Origin of the sequence: Bacillus sp. 2B09 (genome assembly GCF_003946835.1) — a bacterium.
Classification (GTDB): Bacteria; Bacillota; Bacilli; order Bacillales; family Bacillaceae; genus Bacillus; species Bacillus altitudinis.
Genome location: NZ_RPSG01000014.1, coordinates 17,275 through 41,697, shown reverse-complemented (window position 1 = coordinate 41,697; position 24,423 = coordinate 17,275). Strand labels below are relative to the sequence as shown.

36 protein-coding genes are annotated in these 24,423 nt (G+C 42.1%); all 36 read left to right on the top strand.

Annotated features, from left to right (window positions below; translation table 11 throughout):
* The first annotated feature begins 35 nt into the window (after window positions 1-35).
* The 36 genes from rpoC to EBQ12_RS18350 all read left to right on the top strand — a co-directional run bounded on the left by rpoC (window position 36) and on the right by EBQ12_RS18350 (window position 24,384).
* On the top strand, window positions 36-3,635 hold the full coding sequence (gene rpoC, locus EBQ12_RS18530) for a DNA-directed RNA polymerase subunit beta' (RefSeq protein WP_125590984.1): 3,600 nt from the start codon (window positions 36-38) through the stop codon (window positions 3,633-3,635).
* A gap of 146 nt (window positions 3,636-3,781) precedes the next feature.
* The gene (locus tag EBQ12_RS18525; protein WP_008345416.1) at window positions 3,782-4,030 is read left to right on the top strand and encodes a 50S ribosomal protein L7ae-like protein; all 249 of its coding nucleotides are present in this window, start codon (window positions 3,782-3,784) and stop codon (window positions 4,028-4,030) included.
* Window positions 4,031-4,143: 113 nt separating this feature from the next.
* The gene (gene rpsL / locus EBQ12_RS18520; RefSeq protein ID WP_003216962.1) at window positions 4,144-4,563 is read left to right on the top strand and encodes a 30S ribosomal protein S12; all 420 of its coding nucleotides are present in this window, start codon (window positions 4,144-4,146) and stop codon (window positions 4,561-4,563) included.
* Window positions 4,564-4,684: 121 nt separating this feature from the next.
* On the top strand, window positions 4,685-5,155 hold the full coding sequence (gene rpsG / locus EBQ12_RS18515; protein WP_003216884.1) for a 30S ribosomal protein S7: 471 nt from the start codon (window positions 4,685-4,687) through the stop codon (window positions 5,153-5,155).
* Window positions 5,156-5,209: 54 nt separating this feature from the next.
* Window positions 5,210-7,288 (top strand): elongation factor G, encoded by a 2,079-nt coding sequence (gene fusA / locus EBQ12_RS18510; RefSeq protein WP_007496301.1) that lies wholly within the window; start codon window positions 5,210-5,212, stop codon window positions 7,286-7,288.
* Window positions 7,289-7,405: 117 nt separating this feature from the next.
* Window positions 7,406-8,596 carry an elongation factor Tu gene (gene tuf / locus EBQ12_RS18505; RefSeq protein WP_125590982.1) on the top strand — a complete coding sequence of 397 codons (1,191 nt, stop codon included), beginning with the start codon at window positions 7,406-7,408 and terminating at the stop codon, window positions 8,594-8,596.
* A gap of 108 nt (window positions 8,597-8,704) precedes the next feature.
* Complete coding sequence (locus tag EBQ12_RS18500; RefSeq protein WP_125590980.1) at window positions 8,705-9,664, top strand: alpha/beta fold hydrolase; 960 nt, start codon at window positions 8,705-8,707, stop codon at window positions 9,662-9,664.
* 218 nt (window positions 9,665-9,882) lie between these two features.
* Window positions 9,883-10,191, top strand: coding sequence for a 30S ribosomal protein S10 (gene rpsJ / locus EBQ12_RS18495; RefSeq protein WP_003156464.1), 309 nt, complete (start codon window positions 9,883-9,885; stop codon window positions 10,189-10,191).
* A 37-nt stretch (window positions 10,192-10,228) separates the two neighbouring features.
* Window positions 10,229-10,858: a 50S ribosomal protein L3 gene (gene rplC / locus EBQ12_RS18490; RefSeq protein WP_007496311.1), complete on the top strand. Its 630-nt coding sequence runs from the start codon at window positions 10,229-10,231 to the stop codon at window positions 10,856-10,858.
* Between the two features lie 27 nt (window positions 10,859-10,885).
* A complete protein-coding gene (rplD, locus tag EBQ12_RS18485; RefSeq protein ID WP_007496312.1) occupies window positions 10,886-11,509 on the top strand; it encodes a 50S ribosomal protein L4 in 624 nt (207 codons plus the stop codon).
* Complete coding sequence (gene rplW, locus EBQ12_RS18480; RefSeq protein WP_003217016.1) at window positions 11,509-11,796, top strand: 50S ribosomal protein L23; 288 nt, start codon at window positions 11,509-11,511, stop codon at window positions 11,794-11,796. Before rplD ends, rplW begins: the two co-directional genes overlap by 1 nt.
* 28 nt (window positions 11,797-11,824) lie before the next feature.
* Entirely contained in the window at window positions 11,825-12,658 is an 834-nt protein-coding gene (gene rplB / locus EBQ12_RS18475) for a 50S ribosomal protein L2 (protein ID WP_007496314.1), read from the top strand.
* A 57-nt stretch (window positions 12,659-12,715) separates the two neighbouring features.
* Window positions 12,716-12,994 (top strand): 30S ribosomal protein S19, encoded by a 279-nt coding sequence (gene rpsS, locus EBQ12_RS18470; protein ID WP_003216920.1) that lies wholly within the window; start codon window positions 12,716-12,718, stop codon window positions 12,992-12,994.
* A gap of 17 nt (window positions 12,995-13,011) precedes the next feature.
* Window positions 13,012-13,353, top strand: a complete 342-nt coding sequence (rplV, locus tag EBQ12_RS18465; protein ID WP_007496316.1) for a 50S ribosomal protein L22 — start codon at window positions 13,012-13,014, stop codon at window positions 13,351-13,353.
* 3 nt (window positions 13,354-13,356) lie between these two features.
* Window positions 13,357-14,013, top strand: a complete 657-nt coding sequence (rpsC, locus tag EBQ12_RS18460) for a 30S ribosomal protein S3 (RefSeq protein WP_003217241.1) — start codon at window positions 13,357-13,359, stop codon at window positions 14,011-14,013.
* A gap of 1 nt (window position 14,014) precedes the next feature.
* The gene (rplP, locus tag EBQ12_RS18455; protein WP_003225801.1) at window positions 14,015-14,449 is read left to right on the top strand and encodes a 50S ribosomal protein L16; all 435 of its coding nucleotides are present in this window, start codon (window positions 14,015-14,017) and stop codon (window positions 14,447-14,449) included.
* Window positions 14,439-14,639 (top strand): 50S ribosomal protein L29, encoded by a 201-nt coding sequence (rpmC, locus tag EBQ12_RS18450; RefSeq protein ID WP_003217155.1) that lies wholly within the window; start codon window positions 14,439-14,441, stop codon window positions 14,637-14,639. The genes rplP and rpmC overlap by 11 nt, the downstream gene beginning before the upstream one ends.
* 25 nt (window positions 14,640-14,664) lie before the next feature.
* On the top strand, window positions 14,665-14,928 hold the full coding sequence (gene rpsQ, locus EBQ12_RS18445) for a 30S ribosomal protein S17 (RefSeq protein WP_003216906.1): 264 nt from the start codon (window positions 14,665-14,667) through the stop codon (window positions 14,926-14,928).
* 39 nt (window positions 14,929-14,967) lie between these two features.
* Entirely contained in the window at window positions 14,968-15,336 is a 369-nt protein-coding gene (gene rplN, locus EBQ12_RS18440; RefSeq protein WP_003216882.1) for a 50S ribosomal protein L14, read from the top strand.
* A gap of 35 nt (window positions 15,337-15,371) precedes the next feature.
* Window positions 15,372-15,683, top strand: coding sequence for a 50S ribosomal protein L24 (gene rplX / locus EBQ12_RS18435; protein ID WP_007496325.1), 312 nt, complete (start codon window positions 15,372-15,374; stop codon window positions 15,681-15,683).
* Window positions 15,684-15,708: 25 nt separating this feature from the next.
* Window positions 15,709-16,248 (top strand): 50S ribosomal protein L5, encoded by a 540-nt coding sequence (gene rplE / locus EBQ12_RS18430; protein ID WP_003217159.1) that lies wholly within the window; start codon window positions 15,709-15,711, stop codon window positions 16,246-16,248.
* Window positions 16,249-16,270: 22 nt separating this feature from the next.
* Window positions 16,271-16,456: a 30S ribosomal protein S14 gene (rpsN, locus tag EBQ12_RS18425; RefSeq protein ID WP_008356542.1), complete on the top strand. Its 186-nt coding sequence runs from the start codon at window positions 16,271-16,273 to the stop codon at window positions 16,454-16,456.
* Window positions 16,457-16,487: 31 nt separating this feature from the next.
* On the top strand, window positions 16,488-16,886 hold the full coding sequence (gene rpsH / locus EBQ12_RS18420) for a 30S ribosomal protein S8 (RefSeq protein ID WP_007496327.1): 399 nt from the start codon (window positions 16,488-16,490) through the stop codon (window positions 16,884-16,886).
* 31 nt (window positions 16,887-16,917) lie between these two features.
* Entirely contained in the window at window positions 16,918-17,454 is a 537-nt protein-coding gene (rplF, locus tag EBQ12_RS18415) for a 50S ribosomal protein L6 (RefSeq protein ID WP_008345395.1), read from the top strand.
* A gap of 32 nt (window positions 17,455-17,486) precedes the next feature.
* Window positions 17,487-17,849 carry a 50S ribosomal protein L18 gene (rplR, locus tag EBQ12_RS18410; protein WP_003216951.1) on the top strand — a complete coding sequence of 121 codons (363 nt, stop codon included), beginning with the start codon at window positions 17,487-17,489 and terminating at the stop codon, window positions 17,847-17,849.
* A gap of 24 nt (window positions 17,850-17,873) precedes the next feature.
* Window positions 17,874-18,374: a 30S ribosomal protein S5 gene (rpsE, locus tag EBQ12_RS18405; protein WP_007496332.1), complete on the top strand. Its 501-nt coding sequence runs from the start codon at window positions 17,874-17,876 to the stop codon at window positions 18,372-18,374.
* Window positions 18,375-18,387: 13 nt separating this feature from the next.
* Window positions 18,388-18,570 (top strand): 50S ribosomal protein L30, encoded by a 183-nt coding sequence (gene rpmD / locus EBQ12_RS18400; RefSeq protein ID WP_003217067.1) that lies wholly within the window; start codon window positions 18,388-18,390, stop codon window positions 18,568-18,570.
* Between the two features lie 30 nt (window positions 18,571-18,600).
* Window positions 18,601-19,041 carry a 50S ribosomal protein L15 gene (gene rplO, locus EBQ12_RS18395; protein ID WP_003216888.1) on the top strand — a complete coding sequence of 147 codons (441 nt, stop codon included), beginning with the start codon at window positions 18,601-18,603 and terminating at the stop codon, window positions 19,039-19,041.
* 1 nt (window position 19,042) lies between these two features.
* Window positions 19,043-20,335, top strand: a complete 1,293-nt coding sequence (gene secY, locus EBQ12_RS18390; protein WP_007496334.1) for a preprotein translocase subunit SecY — start codon at window positions 19,043-19,045, stop codon at window positions 20,333-20,335.
* Between the two features lie 55 nt (window positions 20,336-20,390).
* Window positions 20,391-21,044, top strand: coding sequence for an adenylate kinase (locus EBQ12_RS18385; RefSeq protein WP_007496336.1), 654 nt, complete (start codon window positions 20,391-20,393; stop codon window positions 21,042-21,044).
* Window positions 21,041-21,787 carry a type I methionyl aminopeptidase gene (gene map / locus EBQ12_RS18380; protein WP_017359166.1) on the top strand — a complete coding sequence of 249 codons (747 nt, stop codon included), beginning with the start codon at window positions 21,041-21,043 and terminating at the stop codon, window positions 21,785-21,787. Before EBQ12_RS18385 ends, map begins: the two co-directional genes overlap by 4 nt.
* Window positions 21,788-22,097: 310 nt before the next feature.
* Window positions 22,098-22,316 (top strand): translation initiation factor IF-1, encoded by a 219-nt coding sequence (gene infA / locus EBQ12_RS18370; RefSeq protein ID WP_003217190.1) that lies wholly within the window; start codon window positions 22,098-22,100, stop codon window positions 22,314-22,316.
* Window positions 22,317-22,347: 31 nt separating this feature from the next.
* Window positions 22,348-22,461, top strand: coding sequence for a 50S ribosomal protein L36 (gene rpmJ / locus EBQ12_RS18365; RefSeq protein WP_003156543.1), 114 nt, complete (start codon window positions 22,348-22,350; stop codon window positions 22,459-22,461).
* Window positions 22,462-22,482: 21 nt separating this feature from the next.
* Entirely contained in the window at window positions 22,483-22,848 is a 366-nt protein-coding gene (gene rpsM, locus EBQ12_RS18360; RefSeq protein WP_003217023.1) for a 30S ribosomal protein S13, read from the top strand.
* A 20-nt stretch (window positions 22,849-22,868) separates the two neighbouring features.
* Window positions 22,869-23,264 carry a 30S ribosomal protein S11 gene (gene rpsK / locus EBQ12_RS18355; RefSeq protein WP_003217231.1) on the top strand — a complete coding sequence of 132 codons (396 nt, stop codon included), beginning with the start codon at window positions 22,869-22,871 and terminating at the stop codon, window positions 23,262-23,264.
* Between the two features lie 175 nt (window positions 23,265-23,439).
* The gene (locus EBQ12_RS18350) at window positions 23,440-24,384 is read left to right on the top strand and encodes a DNA-directed RNA polymerase subunit alpha (RefSeq protein ID WP_003217009.1); all 945 of its coding nucleotides are present in this window, start codon (window positions 23,440-23,442) and stop codon (window positions 24,382-24,384) included.
* Window positions 24,385-24,423: the final 39 nt, after the last annotated feature.

Here is a 24,423-nt window from a genome sequence, read left to right as displayed (position 1 = left end):
GGTATAACCCGAAGATTAAAAGGGAGGTAGGCCCCTTGCTAGATGTGAACAATTTTGAGTATATGAACATCGGTCTCGCATCACCTGATAAAATCCGTTCTTGGTCTTTTGGTGAAGTGAAAAAGCCTGAAACGATTAACTATCGTACACTGAAACCGGAAAAAGATGGTCTCTTTTGTGAACGTATCTTCGGACCGCAAAAAGACTGGGAATGTCATTGTGGAAAGTATAAACGCGTTCGTTATAAGGGTGTTGTATGTGACCGTTGTGGTGTAGAAGTAACACGGGCAAAAGTCCGTCGTGAGAGAATGGGGCATATCGAACTGGCTGCCCCAGTTTCCCACATTTGGTATTTCAAAGGTATCCCAAGCCGTATGGGTCTTGTTCTAGATATGTCACCACGTGCGTTAGAAGAAGTGATTTACTTCGCTTCTTACGTCGTGACTGATCCGGGCAACACACCGCTTGAGAAGAAACAACTTCTTTCTGAGAAAGAATTCCGTGCTTATTTAGATAAATACGGTAACACCTTCCAAGCAGCTATGGGTGCAGAAGCAATTAACAAACTTCTTCAAGATATCGATCTTGTGAAAGAAGTAGATACACTCAAAGAAGAGCTAAAAACAGCTCAAGGACAGCGTCGTACACGTGCGATCAAACGCCTTGAAGTGTTGGAAGCTTTCCGTAACTCAGGAAACAAACCGTCTTGGATGATCCTTGATGTACTTCCGGTTATTCCACCAGAATTACGTCCGATGGTTCAGCTTGATGGCGGACGTTTTGCTACTTCTGACTTGAACGACCTTTATCGTCGTGTCATCAACCGTAACAATCGTCTGAAACGTTTATTAGATCTTGGCGCGCCAAGCATCATCGTTCAGAACGAGAAGCGTATGCTTCAAGAAGCTGTCGATGCCTTGATTGATAATGGACGTAGAGGCCGACCAGTAACAGGACCAGGAAATAGACCATTGAAATCTCTTTCTCACATGCTGAAAGGGAAACAAGGGCGTTTCCGTCAAAACTTGCTTGGTAAACGTGTTGACTATTCTGGACGTTCCGTTATCGTCGTTGGACCACATTTGAAAATGTATCAGTGTGGACTTCCGAAAGAAATGGCTCTTGAACTATTCAAACCATTCGTGATGAAGGAGCTTGTTGAAAAAGGATTAGCTCACAACATTAAGAGCGCGAAACGTAAGATTGAGCGCGTGCAACCGGAAGTTTGGGATGTTTTAGAATCAGTGATTCGTGAGCATCCAGTCTTACTAAACCGTGCACCAACTCTTCACAGACTTGGTATTCAAGCGTTTGAACCTACACTTGTGGAAGGACGCGCAATTCGTCTGCATCCACTTGTATGTACTGCCTACAACGCTGACTTTGATGGTGACCAAATGGCGGTTCACGTACCATTATCTGCTGAAGCTCAAGCTGAAGCTCGTATCTTAATGCTTGCTGCTCAAAACATTTTGAACCCGAAAGATGGAAAACCTGTTGTTACGCCATCTCAGGATATGGTGCTAGGTAACTACTACCTTACACTTGAGCGTAAAGGTGCTATCGGAGAAGGTATGGTCTTCAAAGATACGAACGAAGCCCTTCTAGCTTATCAAAATGGGTATGTGCATCTTCATACACGTGTAGCTGTTGCAGCTAACTCGTTGAAGAATGTGACATTCACTGATGAACAGCGTTCTAAATTGTTGATTACAACAGTTGGAAAACTAATCTTTAACGAAATCTTACCGGAATCATTCCCTTACATGAATGAGCCGACAAAGAGCAATATTGAAGAAAAAACGCCTGACCGCTTCTTCCTTGAAAAAGGTGAAGATGTCAAAGCTGCGATCGAGAAACAAGAAATCAATGCGCCGTTCAAAAAAGGTATTTTAGGTAAAATCATTGCGGAAATCTTTAAGAGATTCCACATCACTGAGACATCTAAAATGCTTGACCGCATGAAAAATCTTGGTTTCAGATACTCTACTAAAGCCGGTATTACGGTTGGTGTGTCTGATATCGTCGTACTAGACGATAAACAAAAAATCCTTGAAGAAGCACAAGCAAAAGTAGATAACGTCATGAAGCAATTCAGACGTGGTTTGATTACTGAAGAAGAGCGTTACGAGAGAGTCATTTCGATCTGGAGTTCTTCTAAAGATGTCATCCAAGGTAAACTGATGAAGTCTCTTGATGAAGTCAACCCTATCTACATGATGAGTGACTCTGGAGCGCGTGGTAACGCATCTAACTTCACTCAGCTGGCTGGTATGCGTGGTCTGATGGCCAACCCGGCTGGACGTATCATTGAACTTCCGATTAAATCTAGTTTCCGTGAAGGTTTAACCGTATTGGAATACTTTATTTCCACTCACGGAGCGCGTAAAGGTCTTGCCGATACAGCTCTTAAAACAGCTGACTCAGGTTACCTCACGCGTCGTCTCGTTGACGTTGCACAGGATGTTATCATCCGCGAAACAGATTGCGGTACAGACCGTGGAATCTTGGCGAAGTCCATTAAAGAAGGAAATGAAATTATTGAGAAACTTGAAGAACGTCTAATTGGACGTTTTGCAAGAAAACCAATTGTTCATCCTGAAACGGGCGAAGTCATTGTTGGCGAAAACGAACTAATTGATGAAGATAAAGCACTTGAAGTAGTTGAAGCAGGAATCGAGGAAGTATGGATCCGTTCTGCATTTACATGTAACACGCCTCATGGTGTATGTAAACGATGCTACGGCCGTAACCTTGCAACTGGTACTGACGTTGAAGTCGGTGAAGCAGTTGGAATCATCGCTGCACAATCGATCGGTGAGCCAGGAACACAGCTTACAATGCGTACGTTCCACACCGGTGGGGTAGCAGGAGACGATATCACTCAAGGTTTACCTCGTATCCAAGAGTTATTTGAAGCGCGTAATCCGAAAGGGCAGGCAACCATTTCTGAAATTGATGGTGTCGTTGCTGAAATTAACGATGTTCGTGACAAGCAACAGGAAATTGTGGTTCAAGGCGAAGTTGAAACTCGCTCTTACACAGCTCCTTACAATGCACGTCTGAAAGTTGTTGAAGGTGACAAAGTCACTCGTGGTCAAGTACTGACAGAAGGTTCAATCGATCCGAAAGAACTTCTTAAAGTGACTGATATGACAGCTGTTCAAGAATATCTGCTTCATGAAGTACAAAAAGTATACCGTATGCAAGGGGTAGAAATCGGAGATAAGCACGTAGAAGTAATGGTTCGCCAAATGCTTCGTAAAGTGCGTGTCGCTGATGCAGGGGATACAGATGTATTACCAGGCACACTTCTTGATGTACACCAATTCACAGAAGCGAACAAAAAAGTACTATTCGAAGGCAAACGTCCTGCAACAGGCCGTCCAGTTCTTCTTGGTATTACAAAAGCATCGCTTGAAACAGACTCGTTCTTGTCTGCAGCATCCTTCCAAGAAACGACTCGTGTCCTAACAGATGCGGCGATCAAAGGAAAACGTGATGAATTGCTTGGCTTGAAAGAGAATGTCATCATCGGTAAACTTGTTCCTGCTGGAACTGGAATGCCAAACTACCGTAAAGTTAAGCCGGTTTCACAAGTGCAGCCGTCTGACGATATGGTTCCTGTAGAGTAATCTTTCTCTTAAGATTTCTATAAAAATCATCAGAAAATGGTGAAGGATGTCAAGATAATCTGTCAAACGATATTGACATCCTTCTGCCATGATGATAATATAACCAAGGTGCTCAAAATAAAACCTGTTACTTTGGAGGATATTCGATGTCTTATGATAAAGTATCACAGGCTCAATCCATTATTATTGGTACGAAGCAAACAGTAAAAGCTCTGAAACGAGATTCAGTGAAGGAAATCGTCGTAGCGAAAGATGCTGATCCTGCTTTAACCGCTAGTGTAATGAAACTAGCGCAAGAGAAGGGTGTAGACATTTTAGTGGTAGATTCCATGAAAAAGCTCGGCAAGGCCTGCGGAATTGAAGTTGGGGCAGCAGCTGTTGCCATTATGTTATAGCGTACTTGTTTTGTTTTTGCATGCTTAAAATGCAAAAACATTGTTTTTTGCCTTTTGATGAACCACCTGGGTATGTGGGTTATAAAAAAAGTAATGAAGGGAGGAATAACAACATGCCTACAATTAATCAGCTAATACGCAAAGGACGCGTGAGTAAAGTTGAAAACTCAAAGTCTCCTGCACTTAACAAAGGATACAACAGTTTCAAAAAAGAGCACACTAACGTAACATCTCCACAGAAGCGCGGGGTTTGTACTCGTGTCGGTACAATGACACCGAAAAAACCAAACTCAGCACTACGTAAATATGCTCGTGTACGTTTGTCTAACCTGATTGAGGTAACAGCTTACATTCCTGGTATCGGACATAACCTACAAGAGCACAGTGTAGTACTTATCCGTGGCGGACGTGTAAAAGACTTACCGGGTGTACGTTACCACATCGTTCGTGGTGCGCTTGATACTGCCGGAGTTGACGGTCGTATGCAAGGACGTTCTAAATACGGAACAAAACGCCCTAAACAAAGCAAATAATATAAACAAACATAAGGGTTTTTAGAAGTTGAGTTCAGATCAGTGGAGTCAGGCAGCTGACAATGAAATTGAGATGAAAGACAGATAGAAATCCTTTTAAAAGAGAAGGGAGGCTATTCAGATGCCACGTAAAGGTCCTGTAGCAAAAAGAGACGTTTTGCCAGATCCAATTTACAATTCTAAACTTGTATCTCGTTTGATCAACAAAATGATGATCGACGGTAAAAGAGGAAAGTCACAAACTATTCTCTACAAGTCATTTGATATCATCAAAGAACGTACTGGTAATGAAGCGATGGAGGTTTTCGAACAAGCCTTGAAAAACATCATGCCAGTTCTTGAAGTTAAAGCACGTCGTGTAGGTGGAGCTAACTACCAAGTTCCTGTAGAAGTTCGCCCAGATCGTCGTACGACTTTAGGTCTTCGCTGGTTAGTAAACTACGCTCGTCTTCGTGGAGAAAAAACGATGGAAGAGCGTCTTGCTAACGAAATCCTTGACGCAGCTAACAACACTGGTGCTGCTGTTAAGAAACGTGAAGATACACACAAAATGGCAGAAGCGAACAAAGCATTCGCTCACTACCGCTGGTAGGATTTATACCAAACTAAAAAAACTATTCCCTAATAAGGAAGGAGAAATTACCCAATGGCAAGAGAGTTCTCCTTAGACAAAACTCGTAATATTGGTATCATGGCTCACATCGATGCCGGTAAAACGACAACGACTGAGCGTATCTTGTACTACACTGGTCGTATCCATAAAATTGGTGAAACTCACGAAGGAGCTTCACAAATGGACTGGATGGAGCAGGAGCAAGAACGTGGTATTACAATCACTTCTGCTGCTACTACAGCACAATGGAAAGGTTACCGTGTAAACATCATTGATACACCAGGACACGTAGACTTCACTGTTGAAGTTGAACGTTCTTTGCGTGTACTTGATGGTGCGGTTGCTGTTCTTGATGCACAATCAGGTGTAGAGCCTCAAACTGAAACAGTTTGGCGCCAAGCAACAACTTACGGAGTACCTCGTATCGTATTCGTTAACAAAATGGATAAAACCGGTGCGGACTTCCTTTACTCTGTAAGCACATTAAGAGATCGTCTTCAAGCGAACGCTCATGCAATTCAATTGCCGATCGGCGCTGAAGATCAATTCGAAGGAATCATCGACCTTGTAGAAAACGTAGCATACTTCTACGAAGATGACCTTGGAACTCGCTCTGATGCACAAGAAATCCCTGCTGAGTATAAAGACAAAGCTGAAGAGCTTCGCAGCAGCTTGATTGAAGCTGTCGCTGAGCTTGATGAAGAGCTTATGGAAAAATACCTTGAGGGTGAAGAAATCACAATTCCTGAATTGAAAGCTGCAATCCGTAAAGGAACTTTGAATGTTGAATTCTACCCAGTTCTTGTTGGATCTGCTTTCAAAAACAAAGGTGTTCAGCTTGTACTTGACGCTGTGCTTGACTACCTTCCTGCACCAACTGATGTTGCTGCAATTAAAGGTACATTGCCAGATACAAATGAAGAGGTTGTACGTGAGTCTACTGATGACGCACCATTCGCAGCTCTTGCATTTAAAGTTATGACTGACCCTTATGTTGGGAAACTAACTTTCTTCCGCGTATACTCTGGAACACTTGATTCTGGTTCTTACGTGAAGAACTCTTCTAAGAACAAGCGTGAGCGTGTTGGACGTATCCTTCAAATGCACGCAAACAGCCGTGAAGAAATCTCTACTGTATATGCAGGGGATATCGCAGCAGCTGTTGGTCTTAAAGATACATCTACTGGTGATACTCTTTGTGACGAGAAAAATCTTGTTATCCTTGAGTCTATGGAATTCCCAGAGCCAGTTATCGATGTAGCAATCGAGCCTAAATCTAAGGCTGACCAAGATAAAATGGGTATCGCTTTAGCTAAACTAGCTGAAGAGGATCCAACATTCCGTACACAAACAAACACTGAAACTGGTCAAACGATTATCTCTGGTATGGGTGAGCTTCACCTTGATATCATTGTTGACCGTATGAAGCGTGAGTTCAAGGTTGAAGCTAACGTAGGAGCTCCTCAAGTTGCGTACCGTGAAACATTCCGTTCTAGTGCAAAAGTTGAAGGTAAATTCGTACGTCAGTCTGGTGGACGCGGTCAGTTCGGACACGTTTGGATCGAATTCGAACCAAACGAAGAAGGCGCAGGCTTCGAATTCACAAATGCAATCGTCGGTGGGGTTGTTCCACGTGAATACATTCCAGCAATTCAAGCAGGTCTTGAAGATTCACTAGAAAATGGTGTATTGGCTGGATTCCCATTAATCGACATCAAAGCAAAATTATTCGATGGATCTTACCACGATGTTGACTCTAACGAAATGGCGTTTAAAATTGCTGCATCTATGGCATTGAAAAATGCTGTCAGCAAATGTAACCCAGTTCTACTTGAGCCAATGATGAAAGTAGAAGTCGTTATCCCAGAAGAATACATGGGAGACATCATGGGTGATATCACATCTCGTCGTGGACGTGTAGAAGGTATGGAAGCTCGCGGTAACGCTCAAGTTGTTCGCGCTATGGTTCCACTTTCTGAAATGTTCGGATATGCAACTGCACTCCGTTCTAACACACAAGGACGCGGTACATTCACTATGCACATGGATCACTACGAAGAAGTGCCTAAGAGCATCAGTGAAGAAATCATCAAAAAAAATAAAGGTGAATAATTGATTTTGCCTTTAAACTAAAGTATAACTACTATTGAAGATCAGAAAGTGAGAGGTAACTCTTCACTTTCTATCACTCATACCAAATACAATGAACCTTTAAGGAGGATTTTTAGAATGGCTAAAGAAAAATTCGACCGTTCCAAATCGCATGCTAACATTGGTACAATTGGACACGTTGACCATGGTAAAACAACTCTAACTGCTGCTATCTCAACAGTTCTTCATAAGAAATCTGGTAAAGGTACAGCTATGGCTTATGACCAAATCGATGGTGCTCCAGAAGAGCGCGAGCGTGGAATCACAATCTCAACTGCACACGTTGAGTATGAAACTGAAACTCGTCACTATGCACACGTAGACTGCCCAGGACACGCTGACTATGTTAAAAACATGATCACTGGTGCTGCTCAAATGGACGGCGCGATCTTAGTAGTATCTGCTGCTGATGGTCCAATGCCACAAACACGTGAGCACATCCTACTTTCTCGTAACGTAGGTGTTCCTTACATCGTAGTATTCCTTAACAAATGTGACATGGTTGACGATGAAGAGTTACTTGAACTTGTTGAAATGGAAGTTCGTGACCTTCTTTCTGACTATGACTTCCCTGGTGACGATGTACCAGTTATCAAAGGTTCTGCTCTTAAAGCTCTTGAAGGTGATGCTGATTACGAAGCAAAAATCTTCGAACTTATGGATGCGGTTGATGAGTACATCCCAACTCCAGAGCGTGACACTGAGAAGCCATTCATGATGCCAGTTGAGGACGTATTCTCAATCACTGGTCGTGGAACAGTTGCTACTGGTCGTGTTGAGCGTGGACAAGTTAAAGTCGGTGACGAAGTTGAAATCATCGGTCTTCAAGAAGAAAACGGTAAAACAACTGTTACAGGTGTTGAAATGTTCCGTAAACTTCTTGACTATGCTGAAGCTGGTGACAACATCGGTGCACTACTTCGTGGTGTATCTCGTGAAGATATCCAACGTGGTCAAGTACTTGCTAAACCAGGTACAATCACTCCACATAGCCGTTTCAAAGCTGAAGTTTATGTACTTTCTAAAGATGAGGGTGGACGTCATACTCCATTCTTCACTAACTACCGTCCGCAGTTCTACTTCCGTACAACTGACGTAACTGGTATCGTACATCTTCCAGAAGGTACTGAAATGGTAATGCCTGGCGATAACACTGAGATGGAAGTTGAACTTATCTCTACTATCGCTATCGAAGAAGGAACTCGTTTCTCTATCCGTGAGGGTGGACGTACTGTAGGTTCTGGCGTCGTTTCTACTATCATTAAGTAATAACAGTTAAAAGAGACTCCTTGCAAAAGGGTCTCTTTTTTTGCTTTTCCAGTGCATAACGGCTACTATAAGCTATAGAATCTAAATGGAACCGAGAGGATCACTGGAATGGCGAAGACAATATTGAAAAAGTGGCTGATTGGCGGGCTTGATCAATGGCTTATGATAAAAGAAGATCAAGCAGAAAAAACAAAACCTGTTTTATTATTTTTACACGGTGGCCCAGGCTCAGCTCAAATGAGTTATATCGATTCCTTTCATAAGGAACTTAATCAAGACTTCACTGTTGTTCATTGGGACCAGCGCGGTGCAGGACTGTCTTATCAAAAAAACATTCCTGAGTCTTCTATGACCATTGGGCAATTCATAGAGGATACGATTGAGCTGACAGAAAAACTGCTTTCTTATAATGATCAAACGAAAATATACATTGCGGGTTATTCATGGGGATCATTAATTGCGATACAAGCTGTACATAAACGACCAGATTTGTATCATGCCTATTATGGAATTAGTCAGGTGGTTGATGTATTAAAAGAGGATATTGTATCGTACGAACTTCTTCTAAAAAAATATCAAGGCAAGCATTTCTTCAGTAGATGTCTAAGATTGCTGACACCACCCCCTTGGAAACGCACCTCTGCTCATGCTTTGTTCTCTCTATACAAAGAGTTCGCAAAAGTAGGGCTCACGCATAGGTGGAAGCCACTTTTTCAAATGCTGTATGCATTTCTTGTTAGTAAGCATTATCAGCTAAAAGATAAGTGGAAATTCCTTATGGGACAGAAGTATAGCCAGGATATGCTGTGGGATGAGCTGATGAACGAAAGCATTCAATACCGAGTTTCTTCTATATTAATACCCTGCTACTTTATCATCGGGGAACATGACATGATTACACCAGCTGCTGTATCAAAACCATATGTTGATCAACTTACAGCACCAATAAAAGAGTGGTTTACTTTTAAAGAATCTGCGCATTCTCCGCATATTGAAGAGCCAGAAGAATTTATTCGTATCGTCAGGAAGACAGCTACACATCATCTTCAGGGAAAGCTTGATTTATAGGCTGAACCCCTGTATAATATGAAAAGTGTGCAAATCATAAATTTATCCGATTTATTATTGCAACACGCAGGCCAATTTGGTACAATAGTGCATGTTGGTCTTTGACTGCGATGAAGTGAGAGGTTGCTGACACACCCGGCCGCTTTGCCATGGCAAGGTGATCAGGTTTTTCTCACGGAGAACTGTCTAACGTAAGTAGGCGAAAAGGAGGGAAAATAATGGCAAAACAAAAAATTCGTATTCGTTTAAAAGCATATGATCATAGAATTCTTGATCAATCTGCTGAGAAGATTGTTGAAACGGCTAAGCGTTCTGGTGCTAGTGTATCTGGTCCAATCCCGCTTCCAACTGAAAAATCAGTTTACACAATCCTTCGTGCGGTGCATAAGTACAAAGATTCTCGTGAGCAATTCGAGATGCGTACTCACAAACGTCTAATCGACATCGTGAATCCAACTCCGCAAACAGTTGATGCACTTATGCGTTTAGATTTACCATCCGGTGTAGATATCGAAATCAAACTTTAATTCAAATAGAAAACACATATTATAGGAGGTGTGACGAATGACCAAAGGAATCTTAGGTAGAAAAATTGGTATGACGCAAGTATTCGCAGAAAACGGTGATCTTATCCCTGTAACTGTTGTTGAGGCTGCTGCTAACGTTGTTCTTCAGAAGAAGACTACTGACACGGATGGCTATGAGGCAATCCAAATCGGTTTTGACGACAAACGTGAGAAGCTTTCTAACAAACCAGAGAAAGGCCACGTTGCTAAAGCGGAAACTGCTCCTAAGCGCTTCGTAAAAGAATTACGCGGTGTGGAGTTAGATGCGTATGAAGTTGGTCAGGAAGTCAAAGTTGATATTTTCGCAAATGGAGATATCGTAGATGTAACAGGAACATCAAAAGGTAAAGGATTCCAAGGGGCTATCAAACGCCACGGACAATCACGCGGACCAATGACTCACGGTTCACGTTACCACCGTCGTCCTGGTTCAATGGGACCTGTTGATCCAAACCGAGTATTCAAAGGTAAACTTCTTCCAGGACGTATGGGCGGAGAGCAAATCACTGTCCAAAATCTTGAGATCGTTAAAGTTGATGCAGAACGCAATCTTCTTTTGATCAAAGGTAACGTACCAGGAGCTAAAAAATCTCTAGTAACTGTAAAGAGTGCAGTTAAAACTAAATAACTCTCTTAGGAAAGGAGGAAACAAGTCATGCCAAAAGTAGCATTATTTAACCAAAACGGTTCTACTAACGGTGAAATCGAATTAAACGCTTCTGTGTTTGGAATTGAGCCAAACGAAAGCGTAGTATTCGATGCTATTCTTATGCAAAGAGCTTCCTTACGTCAAGGAACTCACAAAGTAAAAACTCGTTCTGAAGTACGTGGCGGAGGTCGTAAACCTTGGAGACAGAAGGGTACAGGTCGTGCTCGTCAAGGTTCTATCCGTTCACCACAATGGCGCGGAGGCGGTATCGTATTCGGTCCAACACCACGCAGCTATTCTTATAAATTACCTAAAAAAGTTCGCCGCTTGGCTATCAAGTCAGTATTGTCTTCTAAAGTAATCGACAACAACATCATCGTTCTTGAAGATCTTACTCTTGATGCAGTGAAAACGAAAGAATTCGCAGGCATCCTTAAAGGGTTATCTGTTGAGAAGAAAGCGTTGATCGTCACTGCGGATGCAAACGAAACAGTTGCTTTATCTGCTCGTAACATCCCTGGAGTAACAGTTGTTGAAGCTAACGGTATCAACGTTCTTGACGTTGTCAACCACGACAAACTTCTGATCACTAAAGCAGCGGTTGAAAAAGTAGAGGAGGGACTTGCATAATGAAAGATCCTCGTGATGTTCTAAAGCGCCCTATCATTACTGAACGTTCTGCTGATCTAATGACAGAGAAGAAGTATACGTTCGAAGTTGATGTCAGAGCTAACAAGACAGAAGTGAAAGACGCTGTTGAAGAAATCTTTGGAGTGAAAGTTGAGAAAGTCAACGTTCAAAACTACAAAGGTAAATCAAAACGCGTTGGACGCTACACTGGTATGACTAGCCGTCGCAGAAAAGCGATCGTGAAATTAACTGCTGACAGCAAAGAAATCGAAATTTTTGAAGCGTAAATCTTAAAAAGAAGGAGGGAAATTCAAAATGGCGATTAAAAAGTATAAACCAACCAGTAATGGTCGTCGTGGCATGACTACTTCAGATTTTGCTGAAATCACGACTGACAAACCAGAAAAATCGTTGCTTGCACCGCTTCACAGAAAAGGCGGACGTAACAACCAAGGTAGATTGACTGTTCGTCATCAAGGTGGCGGTCACAAACGTCAATACCGTATCATCGACTTTAAGCGTGATAAAGACGGTATACCTGGACGCGTTGCTACAATCGAGTATGATCCAAACCGTTCAGCGAACATCGCTCTTGTAAACTATGCAGATGGTGAGAAACGTTACATTCTTGCTCCGAAAGGAATCCAAGTTGGTACTGAAGTTACTTCTGGACCAGAAGCTGACATCAAACCAGGTAATGCTCTTCCACTTATCAACATCCCAGTTGGTACAGTTGTGCATAACATTGAATTAAAACCAGGTAAAGGTGGACAATTAGTTCGTTCTGCTGGTACTTCTGCTCAAGTTCTAGGTAAAGAAGGTAAATACGTTCTTGTACGTTTGAACTCTGGTGAAGTACGCATGATCCTTTCTGCTTGCCGTGCGACTATCGGTCAAGTTGGAAACGAACAACACGAACTAATCAACATCGGTAAAGCTGGACGTTCTCGCTGGAAAGGCGTACGCCCAACAGTTCGTGGTTCTGTAATGAACCCTAACGATCACCCACACGGCGGTGGTGAAGGACGCGCTCCAATCGGACGTAAATCACCAATGTCTCCATGGGGTAAACCGACTCTTGGATTCAAGACTCGTAAGAAAACCAACAAGTCTGATAAATTCATTGTACGTCGTCGTAAAAACAAGTAACGGGGTTGTCTACGGTTCATTTAGGACCGTAGTTCAATCACGAAGGGAGGTTCCACAATGGCTCGCAGCTTAAAAAAAGGACCATTTGTTGATGATCATTTGATGGCTAAAGTCGAGAAATTGAATGAAACTGACAAAAAGCAAGTCGTAAAAACTTGGTCTCGTCGTTCTACAATTTTCCCACAATTCATCGGTCACACAATCGCTGTCTATGACGGACGCAAACATGTACCTGTTTTCATTTCTGAAGATATGGTAGGTCACAAATTGGGCGAATTCGCACCAAGCCGTACTTACAAAGGTCATGCTAGTGACGATAAAAAAACAAGACGCTAATGAGAGGAGGCTTTTAAATGCAAGCTAAAGCTGTCGCAAGAACAGTCCGTATTGCTCCTCGTAAAGCACGTCTAGTAATGGACCTGATCCGAGGTAAGCAAGTAGGAGAAGCAGTTTCTATCTTAAACCTTACACCTAAGGCTGCTTCACCAATTATTGAAAAAGTATTAAAATCTGCTATCGCAAATGCTGAGCACAACTACGAGTTGGACGCTAACAGCCTAGTGATTACTCAAGCATTCGTTGACGAAGGTCCAACACTTAAGAGATTCCGTCCACGTGCTATGGGTCGTGCGAGCGCAATTAACAAACGTACTAGTCACATTACAATCGTTGTATCAGAAAAGAAGGAGGGATAATCCGTGGGTCAAAAGGTAAATCCAGTAGGTCTTCGTATTGGCGTCATTCGTGATTGGGAATCTAAATGGTTCGCAGGAAAAGATTACGCTGACTTCTTACATGAAGACTTGAAAATCCGTGAATTCATCAGTAAGCGTTTGTCTGACGCGTCTGTTTCTAAAGTAGAAATCGAACGTGCTGCAAACCGCGTAAATATCACAATCCACACGGCTAAACCAGGTATGGTAATTGGTAAAGGCGGATCTGAAGTTGAAGCACTTCGTAAAGCTCTTAACAGCCTAACTGGCAAACGTGTACACATCAACATTCTTGAAATCAAGAGAGCAGATCTTGATGCTCAGCTAGTTGCTGAAAACATCGCTCGTCAACTTGAAAATCGTATTTCATTCCGTCGTGCACAAAAACAAACAATCCAACGCACAATGCGTGCTGGAGCACAAGGAATCAAAACAATGGTTTCTGGTCGTCTTGGCGGTGCAGATATTGCTCGTTCTGAATATTACAGTGAAGGTACTGTTCCATTGCACACACTTCGTGCTGACATCGACTATGCTACTGCTGAAGCTGATACTACTTATGGTAAGCTTGGCGTAAAAGTATGGATCTATCGTGGAGAAGTCCTTCCAACTAAGAAGAATACTGCGGAAGGAGGAAAATAATATGTTATTGCCAAAACGCGTGAAGTATCGCAGAGAACATCGTGGAAAAATGCGTGGTCGTGCAAAAGGCGGCACTGAAGTACATTTCGGTGAGTTCGGTATCCAAGCTCTTGAAGCTTCTTGGATCACTAACCGTCAAATCGAAGCTGCTCGTATTGCTATGACTCGTTACATGAAACGTGGCGGTAAAGTTTGGATCAAAATTTTCCCTTCTAAGCCATACACAGCTAAACCTCTAGAGGTCCGCATGGGTTCCGGTAAAGGTGCTCCAGAAGGCTGGGTAGCTGTAGTAAAACCGGGCAAAGTTTTATTTGAAATTTCTGGTGTGTCTGAAGAAGTTGCTCGTGAAGCTCTTCGTCTTGCATCTCACAAATTGCCAATTAAAACGAAGTTCGTAAAACGTGAAGAAATTGGTGGTGAATCAAATGAAAGCTAATGAAATTCGTGACCTTACCACTGCTGAAATTGAACAAAAAGTAAAGTCTCTTAAAGAAGAACTTTTCAATCTTCGTTTCCAATTAGCGACTGGGCAGCTTGAAAACACTGCTCGCATTCGTGAAGTGCGTAAATCAATCGCACGCATGAAAACTGTGATTCGTCAAAGAGAAATCGCTGCTAATAAATAATAATTAGAGGGGAGGCCCCGCAAACATGAGCGAACGTAACCAACGTAAAGTGTATCAAGGTCGTGTTGTTTCTGACAAAATGGATAAAACCATCACTGTTGTAGTTGAAACATACAAAAAGCATTCACTTTATGGCAAACGTGTAAGATACTCTAAAAAGTTCAAAGCACATGATGAAAACAACCAAGCAAAAATCGGAGACATCGTAAAGGTCATGGAAACTCGTCCATTATCTGCGACTAAACGCTTTCGTCTAGTTGAAGTTGTCGAAGAAGCTGTTATTATCTAATAAAGTTCGGATTTCTTTTTCCGAAGGGAGGTAACATTAATGATTCAACAGGAGACTCGTTTAAAAGTAGCTGACAACTCTGGCGCACGCGAAGTACTAACGATTAAAGTTCTTGGTGGCTCTGGACGTAAAACGGCTAACATCGGTGATGTCATTGTTTGTACGGTTAAACAAGCAACACCAGGAGGCGTTGTCAAAAAAGGTGAAGTTGTGAAAGCAGTTATCGTTCGTACTAAGAGCGGAGCTCGCAGAAACGATGGATCTTACATCAGTTTTGATGAAAATGCATGTGTCATCATCCGTGACGACAAGAGCCCACGTGGAACTCGTATCTTCGGACCAGTAGCACGTGAACTTCGTGAAAATAACTATATGAAAATTGTTTCTTTAGCACCAGAAGTACTTTAATGAATACAATCCGCGACTCAAGGAGGTGCGATTAAATGCATGTTAAAAAGGGCGATAAAGTAGTGGTTATCTCTGGTAAAGATAAAGGTAAACAAGGTGTCATCCTTGCTGCTTTCCCTAAAAAGGACCGTGTTTTAGTAGAAGGTATTAACCTTGTGAAAAAACACTCTAAACCAACCCAAGCTAACCCTCAAGGCGGAATTTCTGAACAAGAAGCGCCGATCCACGTATCAAACGTAATGCCGCTTGATCCTAAAACGGGTGAAGTGACACGTATTGGATATAAAGTTGAGGACGGAAAGAAAGTCCGTGTAGCGAAAAAATCTGGGCAAGTTCTAGATAAATAGTAAATAAGGAAGGGAGGTCTTTCTCATGAACCGCCTTAAAGAAAAGTATGTAAAAGAAATTACACCTGCATTAGTTTCTAAGTTTGAATACAAATCAGTAATGCAAGTGCCAAAAATCGAAAAAATCGTGATCAACATGGGTGTTGGTGACGCCGTTCAAAACGCTAAAGCAATCGATACTGCTGTTGAAGAATTAACGTTTATCGCTGGTCAAAAACCTGTCGTTACTCGTGCGAAGAAGTCTATTGCTGGATTCCGTCTACGTGAAGGAATGCCAATCGGTGCGAAAGTAACACTTCGCGGAGAGCGCATGTACGATTTCCTTGATAAACTTATTTCTGTATCTTTACCACGTGTACGTGACTTCCGCGGGATTTCTAAGAAATCTTTCGACGGTCGTGGAAACTACACGCTTGGTATTAAAGAACAGTTAATCTTCCCAGAAATTGATTACGATAAAGTAACAAAAGTCCGCGGTATGGATATCGTTATCGTTACGACTGCCAACACGGACGAAGAAGCACGTGAGTTATTAACTCAAGTAGGTATGCCGTTCCAGAAATAATCAATGAAAGGGAGGCGAAATCGTGGCTAAAAAGTCTATGATTGCGAAACAACAACGCAAACAAAAGTTTAAAGTTCAAGAGTATACGCGCTGCGAACGTTGTGGACGTCCACATTCAGTAATTCGCAAGTTTAAACTTTGCCGTATTTGTTTCCGCGAACTTGCATATAAAGGACAAATTCCTGGCGTTAAAAAAGCCAGCTGGTAATCCCCATAAATGGGAAGGAGGTTATTAAATAATGGTTATGACAGATCCGATTGCAGATTTGCTGACTCGTATTCGCAATGCGAACATGGTACGTCATGAGAAGCTAGAAGTACCGGCTTCAAAAATCAAAAGAGAAATTGCTGAAATCTTAAAGCGTGAAGGTTTTATCCGTGACGTTGAGTACGTCGAAGACAGCAAACAAGGAATTATCCGTTTGTTCCTTAAATACGGCCAAAACAACGAACGTGTTATCACTGGTCTTAAAAGAATCAGTAAACCTGGTTTACGCGTATATGCGAAATCAAATGAAGTACCACGTGTACTTAACGGACTTGGAATCGCAATTATTTCTACATCACAAGGTGTTTTATCGGACAAAGAAGCCCGTGCTAAACAAGCTGGTGGAGAAGTACTTGCTTACGTATGGTAAAAAAAGTTTAAGATGAATGGAGGTGCTTGGTATGTCTCGTATAGGTAAAAAGCTAATCGAGATCCCTTCAGGAGTAACTGTGACAAACAACGATAACACAGTGACAGTAAAGGGACCAAAAGGTGAACTAACTCGTGCATTTCACCCTGATATGGAAATTAAAATTGAGGACAACGTCTTAACTGTAAGCCGTCCGTCTGAAAATAAAGAACACCGTGCATTACATGGTACAACACGTAGCTTAATTGCAAACATGGTTGAAGGTGTATCTAAAGGTTTCGAAAGAGGTTTAGAACTAATCGGTGTCGGTTACCGTGCAGCTAAATCTGGAAACAAACTTGTTCTTAACGTTGGATACTCTCACCCAGTTGAAATCGTTCCTGAGGCTGGAGTTGAAGTAGAAGTTCCATCTCAAACGAAAGTAATCGTTAAAGGTATCGATAAAGAGCGTGTAGGAGCTCTAGCTTCTAACATCCGCGCTGTCCGTGCTCCAGAGCCTTACAAAGGTAAAGGAATTCGTTACGAAGGTGAATTCGTTCGCCGTAAAGAAGGAAAAACTGGTAAGTAAGATCGCTTAATGTGAAGAAAGGAGTGACTCGGATGATTACGAAAACTAGCAAAAACGCTACTCGTCTTAAAAGACACGCTCGTGTTCGTGCGAAACTTTCAGGTACTGCTGAAAGACCTCGCCTTAACGTTTTCCGTTCTAACAAGAACATCTACGCTCAAGTAATTGATGATGTTAACGGTGTAACACTTGTAAGTGCTTCTACTCTTGATAAAGAGTTAAAGATCGAGAATAGTTCTGACGCTGCAGCTGCTACTAAAGTTGGCGAACTTGTTGCAAAACGTGCTGTTGAAAAAGGCATCTCTAACGTGGTATTTGACCGCGGAGGATACTTATATCATGGACGTGTAAAAGCTCTAGCTGAAGCTGCTCGTGAGGCTGGACTTAAATTTTAATAAAAGAAGGAGGGACACATCCGAATGAGTCGTATTGACCCAAGCAAATTAGAGTTAGAAGAACGCTTAGTTACGGTTAACCGGGTAGCGAAAGTTGTTAAAGGTGGACGTCGTTTCCGTTTTGCAGCTTTAGTTGTTGTCGGTGACAAAAACGGTCATGTAGGATTCGGTACTGGTAAAGCACAAGAAGTACCAGAAGCGATCCGCAAAGCTGTTGAAGACGCGAAAAAGAATTTAATTGAAGTACCAATGGTTGGAACTACAATTCCACATGAAATCATCGGTCGATTCGGTGCAGGAAACGTTCTATTGAAGCCTGCTTCAGAAGGTACAGGAGTTATCGCTGGAGGCCCAGTGCGTGCGGTACTTGAGCTTGCTGGTCTAGCTGATATCCTTTCTAAATCTCTAGGTTCTAATACACCGATCAACATGATCCGCGCAACACTTCAAGGTTTAAGTGAACTTAAACGTGCAGAAGATGTAGCGAAGCTTCGTGGAAAATCTGTAGAAGACCTGTTAGGATAAGGAGGGAACAATAATGGCAAATAAATTAGAAATTACCCTCAAACGCAGTGTAATCGGTCGCCCGGAAGATCAGCGTGTCACTGTTCGTACTCTTGGTCTAAAGAAAACAAACCAAACAGTCGTACATGAAGACAATGCAGCGATCCGCGGCATGATTAACAAGGTGTCTCATTTAGTTTCTGTTAAAGAACAATAAAACATTTTTAATCGATAAGGAGGTGCCCAAATGAAACTTCATGAATTGAAGCCTTCAGAAGGTTCACGTAAAGTACGCAACCGTGTTGGTCGTGGTATTGGATCAGGTAACGGTAAAACTTCTGGTAAAGGTCATAAAGGTCAAAACGCTCGTTCTGGCGGCGGTGTACGCCCTGGATTCGAAGGTGGTCAAATGCCTTTATTCCAACGCCTTCCAAAACGTGGTTTTACAAACATCAACCGTAAAGATTACGCGGTAATCAACTTAGACAGATTAAACAGTTTTGACGAAGGAACGGAAGTCACTCCTGAACTTCTTCTAGAGACTGGTGCAATAAGCAAGTTAAAAGCAGGAGTAAAAATTCTTGGCAACGGTAAATTAGAAAAAAAATTAACTGTAAAAGCCAATAAATTCTCTGCTTCTGCTAAAGAAGCGATTGAAGCTGCTGGCGGTACAGCCGAGGTGATCTAACTTGTTTAAGACAATCTCCAATTTTATGCGTGTGAAAGATATACGGAATAAGATTATATTTACACTTTTAATGTTAGTCGTCTTTCGTATAGGTGCTTTCATCCCTGTGCCTAATGTGAACGCCGAAGTTCTCCAGGCACAGGATCAAATGAGTGTTTTCGGAATCCTCAACACGTTTGGGGGCGGGGCACTTTTCCAATTCTCCATTCTTGCAATGGGGATTATGCCGTATATCACTGCTTCGATCATCATCCAGCTCTTGCAGATGGATGTTGTACCGAAGTTTACTGAGTGGTCAAAGCAAGGAGAGGTTGGCCGCCGAAAATTAGCACAATTCACAAGGTATTTTACAATTGTTCTAGGATTTATCCAGGCGTTAGGAATGTCATATGGATTTAACAATATGGCAGGAGGCATGCTGATTGAAAACCCAGGTGTTTCAACGTATCTCTTAATTGCGGTCGTACTCACTGCGGGAACAGCATTTTTAATGTGGCTGGGAGAGCAGATTACTGCTCACGGTGTTGGTAACGGTATTTCGATTATTATCTTTGCCGGTATCATCGCAGGTATCCCTCAAACATTAAAGCAAGTGTACGCTCAGCAATTTGTAGGTGGAGATGGACAGCTGTTCATGCAAATCCTGAAAATTGCCCTTATTGTGATTGCTATTCTTGTCATTGTTATCGGTGTTATTTACATTCAAATGGCAGTGAGAAAGATTGCGATTCAATATTCAAAAGGAACTGGCCGTGCACAAATGTCTGCTAGTCAAGCAACGCACCTTCCATTGAAAGTGAATCCAGCAGGGGTGATTCCAGTCATCTTTGCCGTTTCGTTCATTATTACTCCGCAGACGATCGCATCGTTCTTCGGAACAAATAATGTGACAACCTGGATAACTAACAACTTTGACTATACTAAGCCAATCGGTATGACGATTTATGTAGCACTGATTGTTGCTTTCACATATTTTTATGCCTTTGTCCAAGTAAACCCTGAACAAATGGCTGAAAATCTGCAAAAGCAGGGTGGCTATATCCCGGGAGTTCGTCCAGGGAAAATGACTCAAGATAGAATTACGAGCATTTTGTACCGACTCACGTTTGTGGGCGCCATTTTCTTAGCCGTGATTTCAATACTTCCTATCTTTTTCATTCAATTCGCTGGATTACCTTCCGCTGCACAAATTGGCGGCACAAGTCTTCTCATTGTTGTAGGTGTTGCACTTGAAACAATGAAGCAGCTTGAAAGCCAATTAGTGAAACGAAACTACCGTGGATTTATGAAATAAAACAGAGGGCTGGGCTCCTGCCCAACCTCTCTAAGTAAGGAAGGGGAAATCCGAAATGAACTTAGTCTTAATGGGGCTTCCGGGTGCTGGTAAAGGCACTCAGGCAGAACGAATTGTTGATGATTATGGGATCCCTCATATCTCAACAGGAGATATGTTCCGTGCTGCTATGAAAGAGGAGACACAACTTGGGCTCGAAGCAAAATCCTTTATCGATAAAGGAGAGCTTGTTCCTGATGAGGTCACAATCGGTATTGTTAGAGAAAGACTTGGCAAGAATGATTGTGAACAAGGTTTTCTTCTGGACGGATTTCCGCGAACTGTCGCTCAGGCTGAAGCTTTAGAAGACATTCTAAAGGACCTTGGCAGAACGATTGATTATGTCATTAATATTAAAGTCGATAAAGATGCTTTGATGGAGCGTCTGACTGGCCGAAGAATTTGCAAAGATTGCGGAGCAACATATCATTTAGTATTTAATCCACCTGCGAAAGAAAATGTTTGTGACAAGTGTGGAGGCGAGCTTTATCAACGTGCAGATGATAATGCAGAAACCGTTTCGACAAGACTTGAAGTGAACTTAAAGCAGACTGAACCTTTACTGAATTTTTATTCAGAAAAAGGATATCTTGCAAACATTGATGGTGCGAAGCACATTAACGATGTTTACGCTGATATCAAGGACCTGCTTGGGGGATTAAATAAATGATTATCTGTAAAACTCCTCGCGAGCTTGAGATTATGAGAGAAGCTGGACGCATTGTCGCACTGACTCATGAAGAGCTGAAGAAACACATAAAACCAGGTATTTCGACAAAAGAATTGGATCAAATTGCCGAACGTTTTATTACAAAGCAGGGTGCAATCCCATCTTTTAAAGGGTATAATGGTTTTCGCGGGAGCATTTGCGTTTCGGTGAATGAAGAACTCGTTCACGGTATTCCTGGTAAACGGGTTTTACGTGATGGAGACATCATTAGTATCGATATCGGCGCAAAGTTAAATGGCTATCATGGTGACTCTGCTTGGACATATCCAGTTGGGGTAATCAGTGATGAGGACCGCAAACTACTGGAAGTCACAGAGGAATCTCTATATAAGGGCTTACAGGAAGCAAAGCCAGGTGAACGTCTGTCAAACATTTCCCATGCCATACAAACGTATGTTGAAGATGAGAATTTCTCAGTTGTTAGAGAATATGTTGGACATGGGGTCGGACAGGATCTTCATGAGGACCCTCAAATTCCTCATTATGGTCCGCCGAACAAAGGCCCACGGCTCAAACCTGGAATGGTGTTGGCCATCGAACCGATGGTGAACGCAGGCAGCCGATATGTGAAAACATTGGCTGATAACTGGACGGTTGTAACGGTTGATGGGAAAAAGTGTGCTCACTTTGAGCATACGATTGCGATTACAGATACAGGTTTTGATATACTGACTAAGATTTAGGTCTTCACTGAAGCCTTTCAGGCCCAAATCGGGCAGGTTGTCTGTATAGTCCAAGGAAAGAACAAGATCAGTATACAGTTGTCATCGGCGTGTTCGATGGCTGCCATGTACTAATCGCAGACGGAGAAAAGCGTAAATTCATTCTCCTAAGAAAAAATATCAATCATTTAACCTTTTATGATTGCGTATCTCCGGAAGTTCAGAACAGTATATTCAAAACAGGTCGGGTGATAGATGGACAATTGAGAACATCTCATTTGGACATTTATCAGAGAGCAAGTTACTGATTTGAAGAAGGGAGAACACTTGAATGGCGAAAGACGATGTAATTGAAGTGGAAGGTACTGTAGCAGAAACTTTGCCAAATGCAATGTTCAAAGTTGAACTAGAGAATGGTCATACAGTTTTGGCTCATGTATCAGGAAAAATCCGTATGCACTTCATTCGCATTTTACCTGGAGACAAAGTTACGGTAGAATTATCTCCATATGACTTAACTCGTGGTAGAATTACGTACCGTTACAAATAAAGCAACTCCGGAAGAAGGAGGTTGGAAACACATGAAAGTGAGACCATCTGTTAAACCTATCTGTGAAAAATGTAAAGTGATTCGCAGAAAAGGAAAAGTAATGGTGATCTGTGAAAACCCAAAACATAAACAAAAACAAGGCTAATAACAAGGAGGTGCCCAAATCATGGCTCGTATTGCTGGTGTAGATATTCCACGTGATAAGCGTGTTGTCATTTCTTTAACATATGTTTTTGGAATTGGTCGTACGACGGCTCAACAAGTCCTTAAAGAAGCAGGTGTTTCTGAAGACACTCGCGTTCGCGATCTAACTGAAGACGAACTAGGTAAAATCCGTGATATCATTGACAAACTTAAAGTAGAAGGTGACCTTCGTCGTGAAGTTTCACTTAACATTAAGCGTCTAATTGAAATCGGAAGCTACCGCGGAATCCGTCATCGTAGAGGACTTCCTGTTCGTGGACAAAACACAAAAAACAACGCGCGCACTCGTAAAGGTCCGCGTCGTACTGTAGCTAACAAGAAAAAATAAGTAAAGGAGGTAGTTAAAGAATGGCTGCTGCTCGTAAACAAAATACGCGTAAACGTCGCGTGAAAAAGAATATTGAAGCTGGAATCGCTCATATCCGTTCCACTTTCAACAACACGATTGTAACGATTACTGATGTTCATGGAAACGCAATTTCTTGGTCAAGTGCTGGTGCATTAGGATTCAGAGGTTCTCGTAAATCTACTCCTTTCGCTGCACAAATGGCTGCTGAAACTGCTGCTAAAGGTTCTATCGAACATGGTCTTAAAACACTTGAAGTAACTGTTAAAGGTCCTGGTTCTGGTCGTGAAGCTGCAATTCGTGCACTTCAAGCTGCAGGTCTTGAAGTTACTGCAATCAGAGACGTAACTCCAGTTCCTCATAACGGATGCCGTCCACCAAAACGTCGCCGCGTGTAATTTGTTTGTATAGATTTTGTGTCCCTGTCAATAATGGGTTATGATACAGTTATTTATGAGACGAATACACGACTCGTTGCCTGAGCACATACGGGACTAAACAATGAGGAATTTCGGATGGAATCTCATATGATTCTATTCGAGGTTTCGACGTTTTGAAGGAGGGTTTTATTAGATGATCGAAATTGAAAAACCAAAAATCGAAACGGTTGAAATCAGCGACGATGCCAAGTATGGCAAGTTTGTCGTAGAGCCACTTGAGCGTGGATATGGTACCACTTTAGGGAACTCCCTTCGTCGTATCCTTTTATCCTCACTTCCTGGTGCAGCTGTAACATCGATCCAGATAGATGGTGTCTTACACGAATTCTCAACGATCGAAGGCGTGGTTGAAGATGTTACAACGATTATCTTAAACATTAAAAAGCTTGCACTCAAAATCTACTCTGAAGAAGAGAAGACGCTTGAAATTGATGTACAAGATGAAGGAACTGTAACAGCTGCTGATATTACACACGACAGCGATATTGAAATCTTAAATCCAGATCTTCACATCGCAACTCTTGGCAAAAATGCGAGCTTCCGTGTTCGTTTGACTGCACAAAGAGGTCGCGGGTATAATCCTGCTGATGCAAACAAAAGAGACGATCAGCCTATCGGCGTGATTCCGATCGACTCAATCTATACACCTGTATCTCGTGTAACTTATCAAGTGGAGAACACCCGTGTTGGGCAAATCACAAACTATGATAAATTAACACTAGATGTATGGACTGATGGAAGCACAGGACCGAAAGAAGCGATCGCTCTAGGTTCTAAGATTTTAACTGAACACCTAAATATTTTCGTTGGGTTAACTGACGAAGCTCAGCATGCAGAAATCATGGTTGAAAAAGAAGAAGACCAAAAAGAAAAAGTGCTTGAAATGACAATTGAAGAGCTTGATCTTTCTGTTCGTTCTTACAACTGTTTGAAGCGTGCGGGTATTAACACTGTTCAAGAGCTTGCTAACAAGACAGAAGAGGATATGATGAAAGTTCGTAACCTTGGACGTAAATCTCTTGAAGAAGTGAAAGCGAAACTAGAAGAACTTGGACTGGGTCTTCGTAAAGACGATTGACTAGTTTCATTGTGAACTAGGATTTTCGTGTGTTTTTTA